Origin of the sequence: Shinella sp. G-2 (genome assembly GCF_050172695.1) — a bacterium.
GTDB lineage: Bacteria > Pseudomonadota > Alphaproteobacteria > Rhizobiales > Rhizobiaceae > Shinella.
The window spans coordinates 84,081-100,928 of record NZ_JBBEYH010000007.1 but is presented as its reverse complement, the minus strand read 5'-3'; the positions used below and the strand labels follow the sequence as shown (position 1 = coordinate 100,928).

Below are 16,848 nucleotides of genomic sequence, written 5' to 3'. Positions count from 1 at the left end.
CAAAAGAAATCCACTCACCAAAACGGTGCCAAAGACTCTTGACTGTGATTCGTGGAAATGCGATTCTCTGGGTGCTTAGATCAGAGGAAGACTTCCACGGCGGTAACGCTTTGGGGGTCTTTTTCTTTTGCGGCGGTCTCTCCTTTCGACCGGTTGATCCTTTCGGCCGGCACTTCGCCTATTGCGAAGAGTCGGCCGCGTTAAACTCACGCATCAGCTCGGGCATGCGTTCTGCCAGCCACCGTGCAAAGCTGTTTTCTTTTTTCGGAATCGTGACGGTCGTTCCCGATGCAGTGGATTTCATGCGTACAAAAACGCGGTCGCCAAGCGCAAAATCGAGTGTTTCATCCGGAGCCTGCGCTTCCGCCTGAGACACCGGTGCGATGGCCGCGCGGACGGCAAGGGCGATGCGCCCCGCCCCATCCGCCTTCTGGAACTCCGCGCTGGCGATGATTTTTCGGACCGCATCGACGTTGCTCGCGTCCTTCAGCAACTCAGCAAACGCGGTCCATTTCGGGCGGCCGGCGGCCTGTGCGCGTCCGATTGCAAAGATGATGTCCTCCGGTACGCCCGACGTCACGCGGAACATCTGCGAAACCGCAACCTCCGAAAGGCCCATGATCGGCGCGATGTCACGCTGAGACAGGCCCGTGGCTTTCAATTGCACGGCCCACATCGCTTTTTCGATCCAGCTCAAATCCTCGCGCGGACCGTTCTCGAGCGTCTGCTCCTCAATGAGCTGGCGATCGGTCAGATGGCGCACATAGGCTTTGATCTTTATGGTTTCAGGGCGATCGGCCTCTGCCATGATGGCGAGAATGGCGTCGCGGCGGCGGCGGCCATACGCCAGCTGATAGTAATCGCTCTTGGTCGGATGCGGCCGGACCAGGACCGGGATCCTCTGTCCTTCCGAGGCTATCGATACTTTCAAGGCATCGAATTTTTCATCTGCTTCCGCATCGTACTCAAACCTGTCCTTGAACGGGGAAATCTCCACCTTCGTCGGGTCGAGGGAGACGATGACGTCTTCGTTGAGCTGCGACAGCGCCCGTCCCACATTGGAAATCACGGGCGACGAATGGCGTCGGATGAGGCCAATCGGATCTGTCCCTTCGCCGGCGGGTGTCGCATCGCCGCGACTTTCGGCATCTGCTGCCATTCGTTGGAGAATGCTTTTCTTCATGCGCTACGGCCCCAAACTTTGTGGATGAGTTCAAGGATTTCGAGATTGACACGGTCGGCGCTTTCAATGGCGCGCTTGAGCGCCTCCCGACCGACTTCGCCCGTTTCCAGCTCGTAGAGGGTCTTCTTGGCAACCGCCGCGCCCGCGATCGCGGTCGATTCCAACGCATCGGCAACGAGAACGTCGCTTCCGAACAGACGACGCATGACGCCCGCCATATACTTTTGCGGCCCGTCGTTGGGGTTTACGCGGGTCAGCAGGAAACGGAAGAAATCGTGATCGAACCGCGCGCCGAACTGCGCCAAGGTCTCGGCGAGATCGGAAATCATGATGAGGAACTGGTTGCACGACGCAACATCGAGCATGGCAGGATGCACGGTGATGATCAAAGACGTGGCGGCGTAAAGTGCTGCGAGCGTGGAGTAGCCAAGCGACGGGGGCGTATCGAGAATGACGATGTCATAGCGGTCCTCGACGCGCGCAATCGCGTTGTTGAGGCGCTCGAAGAAAAGTCCGAGATCGTCGCGATTTTTCTGCGTGAGATAGGACGGCGTGTCGAACTCGAAGTCCATCAGCTCGAGGTTCCCCGGCACCAGGTCGACGCCAGGAAAATAGGTGGTCCGGATAACGTCCGCGATTGAGCGCCGGTCGTTGTCGTACCGGATGGCGGCGTAGGCCGTTTCATTCTCGCCGAGGTCGAACTCGGGCTGGAGGCCGAACAACGCCGTCATCGACGCCTGTGGGTCGAGGTCAATGCAAAGAACCCGATAGCCTTGAAGGCCGAGGAAATGGGCGAGATGGATGGACGTCGTCGTCTTGGAGCTGCCGCCCTTGAAATTAGCCGTCGCGATGATCTGCAGTTTCTCGCTCCCGCGCCGGTGCGGTAGCAGGGTTTGCGCGTCGTCGGGGCGTAGCTCGGCAAGAAAGGCGCGCAGCTCTCTTACCTGCTCAACGGTATAGGTGCGCCGATTGTTGTCCGCCCGGTCGGGCACGGGCCCCTTCCCCTCGATGGTAAGCTGCCGCAAGGTGCTTTCCGGAACCTTCAGCAACCGCACGAGGTCGGTCGTCGAGAAGGTGCGCGCAAACGTCTTGCGCGCCGTCGGGGGATAGAAACCTTCGCGCATCTCATGCAGTTCGGCTGACAGCTTCGAGGTGTAGCTGCCAATCTTCGATGCGGTATCGTTGACGCTTCGAGAAGCCGGTTGAAGCATTTATTCCTCTTGACGGTTTTTGATGCGATACGCGATCATTTCCGTCATGGATGCCTGAGCCACTCCGATTCTACAAGGCGTTTTTCGTTAACGGAAGATTACGACGGAGTCGCGCGCGGTATGCTGCTGCCGACGGCTGGAGAGCCCGGCTTGACCGCGCTGGCAGTTTAACAGCTGTTAAGTCCCTCTCCTGCGCGCCCAACGATGATCGCCATCTTGAGGCCGCCTGACAGCAACTTAACAGCTGTTAAGCTCGCAATGGCACGACCAATACCCGAGTCGCATCTTGATTGGAATTTGAGTAGCCCCAACTCCCTGGGAGAGGGATAGGGGTTTGGGGAAAGGGAGGAGGGAACCGTTCCCTTTCCCCAACGCGTCCTTGGCAGCACCCGTCCTCTCGCCGCACCAGAGAAGCCTCCGCAAACTGTCCCACCTCGCACCATGGCGCCACCGGGCGGCCGGACCGAAAGACGGGTGTCAGCGAGCCATTTTCGGAGAAGGCCGGCCTGTCCTATCGACAGAGTGCGCCCGGCTTAGAGCAGGCGCAGTTGCCCCGCGCTCTCGATAACAGGTGTGGCGGAGGTGCTCGCACCGTCTGCCGAAGGTTGCGCGCCGACAGCGCGTACAGCCGCCGCCCTTGCCCCGTCGCTGATCTTTGTTTCCCCGAGCCTGGAAGACCATCCGCCCGTGACATGGGCAAGCGTGTGCCATTCCTCTCGAAACTTCATTGCCAAGGTGTCGCCCACAATGACGGCCGCAGGAATGTGCAAAAGGGAAAACTGGATATAGGCCATATGGACGGCACGAGGATCGATATCAACGGCGGTCACATGGAGAAGCTGTTGGTAGTTGACCCCTGCTTCCCGGATAGCCTCAGTGAGCGCGACGATCATCGCCCCGCTGCCCACGGCGGGGTCGTGCGCAAGCAGGAACCCGCGCGCCGAAATCGCATGCTGCATGTCTTGCGCGCTCCCGGCGATGACGCGGGCCATCAACTGGCAGACGGGATAGGGCGTATAGAATTGGCCCCTCGCCTTGTCATGCAGTTCCAAGGCGTGGAACGTCGCGCCCAAGATGTCCTGCGGCCCCTCCTCCAGCGCCATGACCACCTCTCCCATGATGTGCGAGAACGTCGCCATGGTTTCGCGCCCATATTTGCGGGCGATCTCAACGAACCGCGCTTCGCGGTTCGCAAACTGAAGCGGGTCCACAGCATTGCTCATGGTGATGGCAGTGCATTCGCACCAGTCGCCAAAGACGGTGTAGAGGTCATGCTTATAGCGGCAGGTTTCGAACAACTTGATGATGGAGTTGAGGCGGGCGGAGGTCATTGGGTACCTTTGACGGGCAGGGCCGCGGGCGCAGGGGACCCTTCGCAGCGGCACGCCCCTGCGCGTCAGCGCGGCTCATTTTCGAAAGACTGAGAGGAGAAAACAGGTCGCGCCGGAGACTGGCGCGACCCATCGCAGGCGATTACTCGGCTGCTTCTGAAAGCTGCGGGTCTTCGCCGTGGGGGTGCTCATCGACGTCGGACGGGCATTCGCCGTCATCATCGCCGATGACCCTTGCCATTTCGTGCTCCTGTTCGGCGCGCGCCGCGATCCGCACCGGCTTGGGGAGCCATCCGGTCCCCGCAATCTTCCGTTCGGCAAGCTCTACCGCCTCGGCCTTCTTCATGCCGGCAACGCCGAGTGCAAAGTCCTCGCCGACAGCTTGCGTGATCGCGTCCTTGATCCCTGCCTTGCTGATCCGGCCAAAGTAGTTTTCGCCGGTCGGGACGTACCACTGCGTCATGTCGACGTTGAGCGCCTGTGCCAGTCGTTCGGCATGGGCGCGCTGCGCCTTGCGCTCGAAGTGCGGGTGTTGCACAGCGTTGACAGATTTCGCAGCCGCATAGGCGAGGAGATCGAGAAGCGTCGATGACGGCTGCTCAAGGCACCATTCGAAAAGATCGTTCGGTCTGCCGGGAAGGATATGGCCGTAGTTTTCCTTGAGCTCGTCCAGAACTGTGATGCCCTTGCAGGCTGCCGGATCGGCAATGCTGTCCTCGAGCCGTTCGCTTTTCACCGTCAGTTCAAGCGACGTATAATCGTAGCCGCCAAAGTTGCCGAGGAGGCTCGCCAACAGGGTCTGCACCACAGCCGCGAGGGCGATGTCCGGATTATGGGCAAGCTCGGCCCGGATGGCGGCGGTCTTTTGCGCCGTTAGCTCCTGAACAAGGGGGGCGGGAATTTTGAAGGCCGGTTCGGGGTGCTGTTCCGGCGGCAGTGCAACCGTTGCCCTTCCGTCTTCCCTTTCGCCGCTCTCGCCTTCAAGCATTTCGCCGTCGGGCTCCTCGCCGTCGGCTTCGGGCCGAACAAGGCCACGCTCGATTTCGAGGTTGCCATAGTAGTCCATCGCCACATAGCAACCGGCGCTGGCGATGTCTTCCGACGTATAGGCTTCCTGTGCGGCCGTCAGCACCGCCAGCCGCGTCTGAATGGCCTTGATGCGCGGTTCGGTGCCGTCATCGCCCTCGCCGTCCTCGACTTGAGCAACCAAATCGTCATGTTCGGCTTCCAGCCGTTCCTCCTCAGCCCGTTCCTCGTCCGACAGCGACACAGCAACGGGATAGACCCGGTGCATATAGTGAGCATCGTGCGGGATGACCGGGCCGATCTCCACCCAACTCCAGCCCTCTGCGCGCAGCACCTCGGCCTCGGCTTCAAGCCGCTCGGTGACAAGCCGATCGACAAGGGCGACGTCTAGCGCATATCCGCCGTTGTGCTCATCGAACAGATCGCGCTTGACCGCTCCGCCGGCACCTTCATAGACGTCGAGCCCGCCGATGAATTTCATCCGCTTGTCCGTCGCTTTGACGGCTTCACCCTGCAACGCAGAACGAATGGTGCGCTGATCTCGGTTCCAGGACGGCAAACTGTTCCAAACATCCACCTGCCGTTCATGATCGTCGCACACGGTGAAGGCCGAAAGCTGCTGGAAGCTCATATCCTCATTTCGGTAGAGGTCGAGCAGGGTAGGCGAGACGCGCCCGAGCGCCATGCGCTTGCGGACCATCGTCTCCGTCGTTCCGAAACGGGCGGCGATGTCTTCGACGGATTTTCCAGCCTCGGCCATGACCCGGAAGGCCTCATATTCATCCACGGGGTGCATGGCCTCGCGCTGCAGGTTTTCGATCAGGCTGATTTCCGTGGCGTCATCGGCGCTGCGCTCCTTGCATTCGACCGGGTAGTCCTTTGAAATTTCGCCCGCCTCGGCCAGAAGGTTAAGGGCGGCAAGGCGCCGACCACCCGCGATGACATGATAGCGCCCGCGCTTGTCGCCCTTGCGGATGATGAGGTTCTGCAAAATGCGGTAGCCGTCCGCGCGGATGCTCGCGGCCATCTCCGTGATGCCGTCCGTGCTGTAAGTCTTGCGAACGTTCAAAGGGTCGCGGTCGAGCTTGTTCAGTGCCACGATAAGGGTGTCGTTTCCTGTCGTCGTGTTGGTCATGTTGATCTCCGTGATTTTTTGGTTTCCCGAAGGCAAAGCCCCTCGGGCGAAGCCTCCCGGTCTGTCCGGGGGTTGGCCTCTGCCATTCCCCGGACAGAGGGGGGAGGGCGTATGCCCGCCCCACGGCGGCGGGCGTACGGGTCAAGGGGTCGTGGCGGAGAAAAAACGGAAGGTTCGGCGCGCAGCGGTGAAAGCCGTTTATTTTCCGATACGACAAGCGGCTCGCCGCGCCTGCCCCTTGATCCGGACGGCCGGTGCTGTCAGGGCGAACCAGATCAAGCGGCCCGGCACGGGCCACGGCCATGGGTGCGCAGCGCCCGCCTCACAAGATCAAAAACGACCGAACCGCCGCGAAACCCGGATAGAACAGATAGGAAACAAACAGGCGCGGCATCCTTGATGCCTTGCGGGCTTGATCCGCCACCGCGCTGCTCTCGAAGAGCAGGCGACGCCGTTCGCGGAAGGGAGGGGAGGGGAGGGGAGGGGAGGGGAGGGGAGAGAGCATAGGCGCGCCGCCGCGATGTGAAACGAGCAGGCGCAGTCCTCGGAAGATGGAGAGCATCGGAGAAATCAGCATAGCGCCGCCCACGGGCGGGATTTCGGGAATTCTCGTCGCGCGAGAGCGGAGAGAGGGCAGCCGCAGGAGGCTCAGCATAGCGGCCCGCAGGGCGAGCCGGGACCGACTGCCCCCGCTCGCAGCGCTCCGCATGCAGGGGAGGGGAGGGGCGCGCGAGGGGTGGGGCTGCGGGGCACCCCTCGGCCTGGTCCGCGCCGCTCGACGCGGCCCCGACCAGGCAAATGACCGGGAAGGGCAATTTCTCGCAGGTGAGGGGAGGGAGCCTCTCTGCTGGCCTCGCGCCCTCTCAACGCGGTGCGACGTGGTCTCGGGCGTTCCCTAATCCTGCCTCTCGCCGGCCGTGTCTCTGTGCACGGCCTTTACAAAGCGAAGGCGGTTTGACCTTAGGGAGCGTGTCCCGCCGAAGGGGAATGGTCCCCCTCGGCAAGCTCGTGGTTCGGCCGCGGCCTCAATCCCACGGAATGACGGCGAGCAAGTCTTCGTCGTCCTGTCCCGGATAGCGGCCGAGATTGGCGTTAAGCCGCCAATGGCCGGTGTTGACGGAGAGGCTGAAATAGTCGCCCCCGCTCTGGTTCTTCTTCTTCCAGATGCCACCAATTTCGATGCGCCGTCCCCGCGGGGATGTGGCGAAGAGACGGTAGGCTGGTGCCCGTTCGTTGGTGCTGCTGTAGGCCTCGCCGGTGACGTCGAGATCGTAGGAAATGGAAGCGATGTTTCCACTGATGGTGTTGTCTTCATGGATACGGATGAAGTTCGCAAAGTCGGTCATGGCTTGTCTCCTGCGTTGCGTTTCCCGATGAGGAGGAGCCCCCCTCGGGCGAAGCCTTCCCGGTCTTTCCGGGGGAATGGCCTCTGACATTCCCCCGGACAGAGAGGGGAGGGCGGGAGCCCGCCCCGCGGCGGCGGCCGGGCGGATCAAGGGGTCGGGAAGGGGAAAAAACGGAAGGTTCGGCCGCAGGCGGAAAGCCGATTTTTCGCCGGCCCGACAAGCGGCCATGCCGCGCCTGCCCCTTGAGCCGAACGGCGGGCGATGTCATGGGCGGAGAGGAAAGTGCGGCCCGATGACGGGCCTCAGCGCCGGGCGCGCAGCACCCGGCCGGACAAGCGATCGTGACCGGTACCGGCGGAGACGGCCCAAGGCCGGCTTCGTGCGCGCATAGAGCGCGGCCGACCGGCCCGGGCGGTGGCCATGAGCAATCCCTTCAGGTGGGGCTAACGTCGGGGGCCGCGGAGGCGATGATCCATAGCCCCTACTAAGACGGAGCTCCGACACCAGCTGCAGCCGGTGCCGTTCGCGCGTGCCCTCTTCTCCGATACGCTTCTTTGCAGAGGACGTTTGTCCTGGATCCTCGTCCCGGAAGAGACGTCGAGCCTGATCTCGCGAACGGAGAGACAGGAGCACGGTCATGCAGGATATCCGGCCAGGCTAGGACAGGCGCTTCCATAGCGAAATCCTGAAAGAGGCGCCATCGAACCCGCATCCCGGCCTTTGTTGCACGATCCGCCCGGAAGAAATGGGTGCCAGCGCTGTTGGCGCGTTCGCTTGTAGCGATGCCGATATCCGCGATCGGTTCGGCGGAACGGGAGCCGGACGATTCCACCTTGATCGTCCGGGACCAGGGGCGGGAAGGGAGCGCGAGGGATGGGGCTCCGGGGCACCCCTCGGCCTGGCCCGCGCCGCTCGACGCGGCAAGGGCAGGCACCCGCCCGGCCAGCGCCGATCCCAAAAGAAGGGGAGGGGAGGGGGCGATGCGCCGCCGCAACCGACGGCGCATCCCGTTTTAGGTCACGCCTTCAGTGCGGCCATCCGTTCACCGAGCAACCACAGCGCTTTATTGAGTTTGATATCCTGATCGATGCCGTTGACGGCGCGGGACGTGACGCGGCGCGGCCTGCCGAGATCGTCGCGACCCACGCCACGCAATCCGCCCTTGATGGCGTTTTCCTGAACCACGTTCCAGGTCGTCCAGAGATCGTTGGCGCGATCGTCATGGCGGCGGGGTACAAGCAATTGCTCCGCCTTGATCGGTGTGATCGTCCCGCCTTCGTTGTCCGCGAAGCGCAGAACATGGGCGGCATCCGCGAGAATTCGCGCTTCCTCGGGACTCATGCGCAGGGTCGACCAATCCTGCGGGGCCGCTAGAGTGCGTTCGGCTTCACCGAGGACGCGATAGGTTCCCTCGATGACCTTGTGTTGCACGTCTCCGGAATGGCGGACCTTGATGGCGTCGATGGTGCCGGTCTGCGTCACCAGGGAATTGAGGCAGCGGATGCGGAAGAGCCCAGCCATCAACTCGTAGGCGCTGGTTCCGTCATTGGCGTTCTTCAGGAGGATTTCGCAGACGGTATCCCCGACATTGTAGACCTTGCCGTCATCGACACGGCGCAGGCGGATGAGGTGCTTGGTAAAATCGACCTTGCCCGCGATGCGGCTACGGGACTGCTTGGCGCCGACCGGCATGAAGCCTTCGCTCATCAGTCCGCGAAGCACCTCGATGGTGGGAATGGGCCTGAAGCGCTCAGACCGGCTCTCATGGGCGGTCACGGCGAAGATCGATGGCGCAATACGACGCATCTCTGCTTCGGTCAGGGCGCGGCCGGTGTCGAAACGGGCGGTCTGGGTGTAGATGCTCATTTTCTGTCTCCTTCTCCCGATTTCCCGAAGGGGAGCCCCCTCGGGCGAAGCCTTCCCGGTCTCTCCGGGGAATGGCCTCTGACATTCCTCCGGACAGAGAGGGGAGGGCGGGAGCCCGCCCCGCGGCGGCGGCCGAGCGGATCAAGGGGTCGGGCAGGGGAAAAAACGGAAGGTTCAGCCGCAGGCTGAAAGCCGATTTTTCGCCGGCCCGACAAGCGGCCATGCCGCGCCTGCCCCTTGAGCCGAACGGCCGGCGATGTCATGGGGCGGAGAGGAAAGTGCGGCCCGATGACGGGCCTCAGCGCCGGGCGTGCAGCACCCGGCTGACCAAGCGGCGTTCACCAGACCGGCTTCGTGGTCGCATCGAGCGCGGCCGACGTGACCAGCCGGTGTCGCTCAATAGAGGGAGGCCCGTTCGGCGCCAGTATCCGGGCGTGCCCGGGAGCAGCAAGGACCTTTCTTAACCGAGGAAAACGGTCTATCTGTTGAGAGTGAACCAATGCCGCTCGATCTGGCCTGAAGTGTCATTCTTGATGTCGAAATAGTAAGGCCGCGACCTGAGGGATCGGGACATGAAGATCTTTTGTATGCAGCCTCGCTGCCGCTCAGAGGTGTAGAGGCCGTGCTTGTTTTCCCGGCAAACATTGACCGTCTTCACACACAGATCGCCGCTTCTGGTGTCATCCTCGCGCTCCCTGCTGCTTGCGACCTTGTATCCCGTCGGGCATTCGGCATACCTCTCGTAGCCTGGCGCTCCCGTGCCTCCTTCCGGGCAGGTCGGCCAACCGAATCCCGGTTTCTTCATTGCGGAGATCAGCCGGTTCATGGGCGGATGACAGGCGGCAACGCTCCTCCAGGACGGATTGGAGGACGCAGCGCACAACAGGACTTCGCAACCCCACTGGCTTGCGGAAGCCGGGAACGGATGCGCCGCGGCCGTCAGAAGCAGTCCGACGATGACGGGCAGGGCTTTGGCGGACATGGGCAACTTTCTCTCACAAGCATTCCAATTCGTAAATTATAGTTTATTCGCCCATGACGAGCAAGCGCAAGAAACCGGACACTGACCTCGGGATGATGATCCTGCGAAACATGGCGATGGTCATGGAGCGCGAGCGGGAGAAACGCCAACTCACAAAAATTGAGATGGCGCGCCTTTGCGAGATCACAACCCCGTTTTATTTCGCGATCCTCAACGCGACTGCGAACCCGTCCCTGCAAGTCATCACGCGGATCAGCCTCAATCTGAAGGTTCCGCTGAAGGACCTGATGATGGACGCTAACGCTTCCAAAGCCTGAATTTAGTCTCGAAGCATCTCGCCGGCACGGTGATGCAACAGCGCACGCTATAAACTATATTTTATTTTCATTTTTATCGCCCGTAGACTAGCGGAAGATCGCGTTCGACATGGACCAGATAAATGGTCTTTCCGACCGACGACTGCTGGACCGTATTGAGGACCTTGGCACCGCCACCGCCAGCACTCACCGCCCCGCTAAAAGCCAGGTTGGACACAGTCGCTCGACACGTAGGCGCGCCATTTCCATTGTTATGCCGCACCGGCCCGACGCGGGTCTCAACCTCAGAAGCCTCTGTTTTTATTGGCATGTCGCACTTGGAAATAGAATGTACCCATTACACCCCGAAAATCAGGTAAGATAGCTTATGGAACTTTATGTTCGGGGTTGAGCTTTTGGTTGACCAGGCGCTCCCGACGTGGGGTGGAAGCGAGCGCACGTTCCCTGCAATCAAATCTTGCCAAGGACCGAGGTTGTTCCTAGCCTTTTCCTCAGCTTGCGCTTGAGGTGCCACTCCATGGCTACGGGACAGGCGCAGCAACGACCATGAGAAGGTGGACAGATGAACAAACTTGCATTGTTGACGATGGCATTCGCGTTTCCGATGATCGCCCATGCCGAGGTCATTGCCCCCAAGGTCCTGGTGATCACCATGTTCAGTGAGGAAACCAAGCCGTGGCTCGACAACTTGAAACTGCCCAAGCACATCACTGTGCCAGGGCTTGCCAAGAGTGCGCCCGACGTTGCCTGCAATGACGACCTCTGTGTCATGACAACCACGATGGGCTTTGCCAATGCGGCCGCGTCCACTGCCGCTGTTGCGCTATCGGACAAGTTCGATCTGTCGAAGACCTATTTCATCGTCGCGGGCATTGCCGGGATCGACCCTTCCAAGGGTACTCTAGGCTCGGCGGCTTGGGCCGACTATGTCGTCGACGGCGGCCTTTTCCACCGCATGGCTGCGTCCGAGGTTCCCGCCGGATGGACATCGACCGTCGTCGAACTCGGTGCGAAGGCACCGGGCGAAAAGCAGGTCTGGGGCGCCGGAACGGAGGTCTATGAAATGAACAAGGCCTTGCTGGATGCAGCACTTGCCGCAAGCCGCAATGTTGCGCTCGCCGACGGCGAGACCGCCGCCGCCTATCGCACACTCTATTCGCAGCCTGTCGCCAAGGCCAAGCCGGCGGTGACGAGTTGCACGACCGTCTCGGCCGATACCTATTGGCACGGTGCGGGCGTTGCGACCGAACTGGCCGCGCATGCAAAGCTCCTCACGGATGGAAAGGCGGACTATTGCACGAGCCAGATGGAGGACAATGCCACCCTGGCCGCGCTCAGCCGCGCCGCGGAGGCCGGACGGCTTGATTTCAACCGGATCGCAGTCCTTCGCACCGCATCGAACTTCGACCGACCGCACGAGGGCCAAAACACGGCGGAGTCGTTGACGGCGAAGTCCGGCGGCTTCGGTCCTGCCACCCAGAATGCCTTCCTGGTCGGCAATGCTCTCGCCCAGGACATCGTCGCCAATTGGGGCCGCTATCAGGCGGGGCTGACTGAATAGACGGCAATCCCTAGGCTGACTGGCGCAGGAGCGTTCTCGTTTCTGCGCCATTTTCTGGTCAGCTACCTTGTCCTATCAAGCACGCGCGTCCCGTATATGGCCCGGCAACCAATCCACACCGCGCGCGCGGAGCAGCGTAGTCAGGTGCGTGATTTGCGGGCGCAACATGCACGGCAAAGCAAAAACCTGCCGAAACCAAACTGCGAGGGTGCCGCAGACATTCGTCTGTGACCCTTGCATCCACACGTCTGACCGGCTATGACGCGCTATGTAATGTTATTACATTAAGACATAGATGCGGTATCAGGACAAAGGCAAGACCCATGGACAGAACGATCAAAACCGTCGGTAAGGTGCTGACGATTCTAGCGGCACTCGGCGCCATCGGTATGCAAGGCGCTCACGCGTCCTCGGCACATAAGCACACTCATACGCACGGTGAAACAGGCGCGGTCTACAAAGGCTATTTCAAGGACAGCGACGTGAAGCCGCGACTTCTTTCCGATTGGGAGGGTGACTGGCAGTCCGTCTATCCGTATCTCGTCGACGGAACCCTCGACCAGGTCATGACGGAAAAGGCAAAACAGGGAGAGAAAACGGCAGCCGAGTACCGCGCCTATTATGACGTTGGCTATAAGACCGATGTCGATCGCATCGTGATCGAGGGCAAACGGGTGACCTTCTACCGCGGCAAGCAATCCGTGAGCGGACACTACGAGAGCGATGGTCACGAAATCCTGACCTATAAGAAGGGCAATCGCGGCGTCCGCTTCATATTCCAGAAAATTGAAGGGGACAGCTCGGCACCTGACTTCATCCAGTTCAGTGACCATATCATCGCGCCGACCAGGGCGGACCATTACCATCTCTATTGGGGAAACGATCGTTCAGCGCTGCTCAACGAGGTGACCAACTGGCCGACCTATTATCCTGCCGACCTTAGCGGAAAACAAATCGTCGACGAAATGCTGGCGCACTAGCTATCGCACAGCGTGGATGCCCGCCCCTACCTGTCGAGACAAAATGGCGTTTGCCGGGAGGTTTCTGGGTGCGGGTGTCTATTCTCTTCGCTCTGCTCGATGCTTAGAGTCCCTGCTGCCAAGTGCCCTTGATTTTCTACGCGGCTTGAAAGCGAAACCGGCAAGCGCGCTCTCCGGCAGGAGGTTTCGCCCTGACATCACCACTCGAATAGCAGGCCTGACTGCTTCCAGGAATCACACGTATGGCCTGATCTCCCGGCAGGGGCTCCATTGACGCGCTACGAGACGAGCGAGACAGTCGAATATAAACCCGCAGCCTATTTCCAAAAGATCAGCGCCATTCCGGCCACGACAAGTGCAGCGCCAGCCCACGCACCGGGTGCGGGTGCTTCACGGGTCTTCAGCCAGAGCATCGGCAGGATGATTACAGGTGTGGTCGCAGAGAGCGTCGAAACGATGCCGACCTTGCCGCCTGAAAGCGCAAACAGAAGGAGCGTCATACCGAAGGCCAGAGCGATGATCCCCGTCAAGGCCGTTTGGACAAAAACGCCTGTGGTCAGCGGACCTTTTGGCCGAACCGCCTCGATCGGCAACTGGGTAAGTGCCGTCAGGCAGAGGGCGGCGACCGCAACGCGCAGCATCGACGCAGCAACGGGATCGACCCCAATCGCCATGACGGGCCTTGCGATCAGGGAGCCAACCGCCTGGCTGAGCGCGGCTAGAACGCCGACGAGCACGCCAATCCAGAGCGTTCCTTTCACGGTTTCCCATTCGTGCAGTTGCGCCTTGCGTTTGCCGAAGAGGATCGCGAGCAGCACGCCGCAGAGGGTCAGGGCTATGCCAACGACAGCACCACCGGACAGCTCTTCACCAAGCACCAGCCAGCCGAGAAGCGCGGCCATAGGAGCGTTGAGGGCGAACAGAATTCCCGAGCGGCGCGGCCCCAGCCGGTTCAGGCAGGTAAAGAGAAGCGTGTCGCCGACAAAGATGCCGATGAAGCCGGACAGGAGGAGAGGCCACAGCACGTCGGGCTGCAGTTCCCGCCATGTGCCCGACGCAAGAACGTAGAGGCCGAGGAGGCAGGCGACAAAGAGCTGCCGCGTCCTGTTGAAGGCCAAGGCTCCGAGATGACCGGCCGGTCTCGCAGACAGAAGTCCCGTGAGCGCCCAACAGGTCGCGGCGCCAACGGCTGCCAGTTCGTAGGTCGGCATGTCACCCTCGCCTTTTCCCCGGCCTTTTTGGCCGTACGTTTATCCGTGCTTGCGCGCCCATCGCAGATTCTGTGTCAGACCGCCATAGCCGTAGGCATCGCCATCGACCGCATGGACCAGGACGTAGCTCGCCTCATGCACTGGACCGACCAGCGCATTCATCTCGTCATAGACGCGCCGGACCCACACGGTCGTCTCGTCCTTGAGGTTCGTGTGCTCGGTGATCGAGACCTCGACATAGAACGTTCCGAGCTTCAGGTCGCCGACGCTCGAGCCGGCAATGATCCAGTCATCGGGTTCGGCGCTCTCGACGAGAACCGCGGTGACAGCGGGATCCTTATGGAGGATTTCGGCGGTTACACGCGACAGCATTGCTGCAACGTCGCGCTTGGGGTCGCGTCCGTCCTGGGGCTTCGTGTAGCGGGCTTTGATCATGGGCATGGGTCATCTCCTTGTTGCCCGAGGACCTTGCGCGCGCTCGATCATAATGAGAAGATGTCCATAAATATTCCATCCATAGTGATTTCTTATGATTGACCTCGAAAGCGTGCGTCTGTTCATTCTCTCCGTTGAGCTCGGCAGCCTGACGAAGGCCGCCGAGGCGGCAGGAACCGTGCAGCCGGTGGTGAGCCAGAAGCTGAAGACGCTGGAACATCGCATCGGCAGGCGGCTGATAGACCGCACGCCGCGACACCTGCGGCTGACGGAAGACGGCAAGGTCTTTCTGCCGAAGGCGCGAGAACTGCTCGCCAAGCACGAGGAAGCGCTGACCTTCGGCGACGAAACACCCGTGCATTTCTCACTCGCTGCCAGCGACCACGCAATCGGCGAACGCCTCTCGGCAGCCATAAAGGCAATTCGCTTGTCGCTTCCCAACAATGCGATGATCGACGTGAGCGTCGGCTTCTCGCTCGATGTGAAGGATGTATTCGCATCTGGGCGTGCGGACGCCGCGATTATCCGGCGGAACGGCGGTGGTTCCGACGGCGAGATCCTGCGCTCGGACAGGCTCGGATGGCGCGCGGCTCCCGGTTGGCGGCCGCGCTCGAACAGCGCCGTCCCGCTGGTTTCCCTCGGATCCGGATGCGGGGTTCGAGAAATTGCCGTGGCAGAGCTTCAAAGGGCCGGTGTGGCGTGGCGCGACGCCTTCAGCGCTGGCAGCTGTGCGGCGCTTCACGAAGGACTTCTTGCGGAGGCCGGCGTCGCCCCCATGGGAGATATCTGCGCCCGTGGTCTGCCCGACCGCGGCGCAGAGTTCGGTCTGCCGCCGTTGCCGGCTTCAGAAATCGTCCTTTTTTCCCGGGCACGCACACCGGCTCATGCCGCCGCGATAAGGGCGCTGGCCGCAGCCGTATCGGGCGCGGCCGTTCAGGCTGAAGAGTGAACGTGTCTCACCTCCGGCGACGTTCGTCCGGAAAGGACGTGATCCCTCGGCCTTGCGCCCACCAATGCCAGGACGGCAACGCATAGGGCCCCGACTGGGTCGAAGTCCCGCCGCGTGACGGCGGGTTCGTGTTTTCGAAGCGCGCCGAGGCTGACTCAGCGCTCGGTAAACCGCTCCGGGCGGAACGTCGCCAACATGGGGTGCTCGGCACCTGTCGCCACCTCGTAGGCGAGCAACTCGCCGACGATGAGTCCAAGCGTCGCGCCGCTGTGGCTGAAGGCCACGTAATAGCCGGGAATGTCTCGAAGGGCACCGATCACCGGCTCGCCGTCGCCGGGGATCGGCTTGCCGCCGACACCAATCGTTGCCACCTCCAGCTTCGGATTACCCTCCATGACCTTTGCCGCCTCATCCAAGAGGGCCGCAACGACGCGCTGGTCGATATCGTATCCGCCGTCTGGACGCGGCTTCACGCCCTCGTCGGCAGCCCAGTCCGCGTCGATCGAGAAGCTGCCGCCGGGCGCCGGGCGAACGGCAACACGCGGCGTGTTCAAGACGGCGCGCAGGGGGTGGGCAAGCGGCTTTGTCTGCACGAGGAGGGCGACCGGAGTACCGTCGGCGATGGTTTGCCCGTTCTCCGCCGCCATCCTCGGCACGGCGGGGCCCGTGGCCAACACAACGGCGTCGGCCAGGAAACGCGTGCCGTCCGCCGTTTCCGCGCCGACCGCCCGGCCGGCTTCGATGATGACCTGAGCGGCTCCCCGCTCGGTTACCAGCACACCGCCGCGCGCGGAAAACTCCTTGAGAAGCACGTCGATCAAGGTTGGCAGGTCCACCCAGCCTTCGCCGGGATTGAAGATTGCCCCCTGTGGCGTGATCGCCCGGGCGTCGAGCCCAGGGGTAATGCCGGCGGCTTCGGCCGGCGACACTCTTTGCGCATCATAGGCAAGCGAGACTTCGTGGCGATAGGCCGCGTCGATCTCGTTGCGGTCGTCATCCGCATCCCAGGTGAGACCACCTTCGAAACGGAGCCAGTCGGCGCCCGGGTGTTGTGCAGCGAGCGTGCGGTAACGGTCGATACCCGCCATACGCAGCCGATGATAGGGCTCCGAGCGCATCCGCGCCGAGTTCAGCCAGGACAGCGAGCGGCCGGAAGCGCCGTTCGCCGGCGGGCCGTCATTGACAATGGTCACGCGGACACCGCGTCGCGCAAGCTGGACGCCGGTGGAAACGCCAAAGATGCCGGCGCCAATGATGACGGCAGAGGAAATGGTAGTGTCGGTCATGATGGTGTCTTTCGATCGGTTGGGCATGC

At 61.8% G+C, this 16,848-nt stretch carries 14 protein-coding genes; 4 read left to right on the top strand and 10 right to left on the bottom strand.

Annotation, left to right across the window (positions count from 1 at the left end):
• Positions 1-178 precede the first annotated feature (178 nt).
• The 7 genes from repB to V8U06_RS13945 all read right to left on the bottom strand — a co-directional run bounded on the left by repB (position 179) and on the right by V8U06_RS13945 (position 10,080).
• The gene (repB, locus tag V8U06_RS13975) at positions 179-1,183 is read right to left on the bottom strand and encodes a plasmid partitioning protein RepB (protein ID WP_427141173.1); all 1,005 of its coding nucleotides are present in this window, start codon (positions 1,181-1,183) and stop codon (positions 179-181) included.
• Positions 1,180-2,394, bottom strand: coding sequence for a plasmid partitioning protein RepA (gene repA, locus V8U06_RS13970; protein WP_427141172.1), 1,215 nt, complete (start codon positions 2,392-2,394; stop codon positions 1,180-1,182). The genes repB and repA overlap by 4 nt, the downstream gene beginning before the upstream one ends.
• 533 nt (positions 2,395-2,927) lie before the next feature.
• Positions 2,928-3,725, bottom strand: a complete 798-nt coding sequence (locus tag V8U06_RS13965) for an N-6 DNA methylase (RefSeq protein WP_427141171.1) — start codon at positions 3,723-3,725, stop codon at positions 2,928-2,930.
• A gap of 142 nt (positions 3,726-3,867) precedes the next feature.
• The gene (locus V8U06_RS13960; RefSeq protein ID WP_427141170.1) at positions 3,868-5,886 is read right to left on the bottom strand and encodes a ParB/RepB/Spo0J family partition protein; all 2,019 of its coding nucleotides are present in this window, start codon (positions 5,884-5,886) and stop codon (positions 3,868-3,870) included.
• 1,025 nt (positions 5,887-6,911) lie between these two features.
• Entirely contained in the window at positions 6,912-7,232 is a 321-nt protein-coding gene (locus V8U06_RS13955; RefSeq protein WP_427141169.1) for a DUF736 domain-containing protein, read from the bottom strand.
• Positions 7,233-8,249: 1,017 nt separating this feature from the next.
• On the bottom strand, positions 8,250-9,098 hold the full coding sequence (locus V8U06_RS13950; protein WP_427141168.1) for a DUF932 domain-containing protein: 849 nt from the start codon (positions 9,096-9,098) through the stop codon (positions 8,250-8,252).
• A gap of 478 nt (positions 9,099-9,576) precedes the next feature.
• Entirely contained in the window at positions 9,577-10,080 is a 504-nt protein-coding gene (locus V8U06_RS13945; RefSeq protein ID WP_427141167.1) for a hypothetical protein, read from the bottom strand.
• Positions 10,081-10,133: 53 nt separating this feature from the next.
• Here V8U06_RS13945 and V8U06_RS13940 point away from each other — a divergent pair, with 53 nt between their 5' ends.
• The 3 genes from V8U06_RS13940 (at position 10,134) to V8U06_RS13930 (ending at position 12,938) form a co-directional block, all read left to right on the top strand.
• Positions 10,134-10,397 carry a helix-turn-helix domain-containing protein gene (locus tag V8U06_RS13940; protein ID WP_427141166.1) on the top strand — a complete coding sequence of 88 codons (264 nt, stop codon included), beginning with the start codon at positions 10,134-10,136 and terminating at the stop codon, positions 10,395-10,397.
• A gap of 604 nt (positions 10,398-11,001) precedes the next feature.
• Positions 11,002-11,958, top strand: coding sequence for a purine-nucleoside phosphorylase (locus V8U06_RS13935; protein ID WP_427141165.1), 957 nt, complete (start codon positions 11,002-11,004; stop codon positions 11,956-11,958).
• Positions 11,959-12,281: 323 nt separating this feature from the next.
• A complete protein-coding gene (locus V8U06_RS13930; RefSeq protein ID WP_427141164.1) occupies positions 12,282-12,938 on the top strand; it encodes a ZinT family metal-binding protein in 657 nt (218 codons plus the stop codon).
• Between the two features lie 317 nt (positions 12,939-13,255).
• On the opposite strand, the gene V8U06_RS13925 is transcribed toward V8U06_RS13930, so the two are convergent.
• Together V8U06_RS13925 and V8U06_RS13920 are read right to left on the bottom strand one after the other, a co-directional pair.
• A complete protein-coding gene (locus tag V8U06_RS13925; protein ID WP_427141163.1) occupies positions 13,256-14,149 on the bottom strand; it encodes a DMT family transporter in 894 nt (297 codons plus the stop codon).
• A 39-nt stretch (positions 14,150-14,188) separates the two neighbouring features.
• On the bottom strand, positions 14,189-14,590 hold the full coding sequence (locus tag V8U06_RS13920) for a tautomerase family protein (RefSeq protein ID WP_427141162.1): 402 nt from the start codon (positions 14,588-14,590) through the stop codon (positions 14,189-14,191).
• Between the two features lie 88 nt (positions 14,591-14,678).
• Between V8U06_RS13920 and V8U06_RS13915 the strand changes: the two genes are divergently transcribed.
• Complete coding sequence (locus V8U06_RS13915; protein ID WP_427141161.1) at positions 14,679-15,533, top strand: LysR family transcriptional regulator; 855 nt, start codon at positions 14,679-14,681, stop codon at positions 15,531-15,533.
• Positions 15,534-15,688: 155 nt separating this feature from the next.
• On the opposite strand, the gene V8U06_RS13910 is transcribed toward V8U06_RS13915, so the two are convergent.
• Entirely contained in the window at positions 15,689-16,819 is a 1,131-nt protein-coding gene (locus V8U06_RS13910) for an NAD(P)/FAD-dependent oxidoreductase (RefSeq protein WP_427141294.1), read from the bottom strand.
• Positions 16,820-16,848 lie beyond the last annotated feature (29 nt).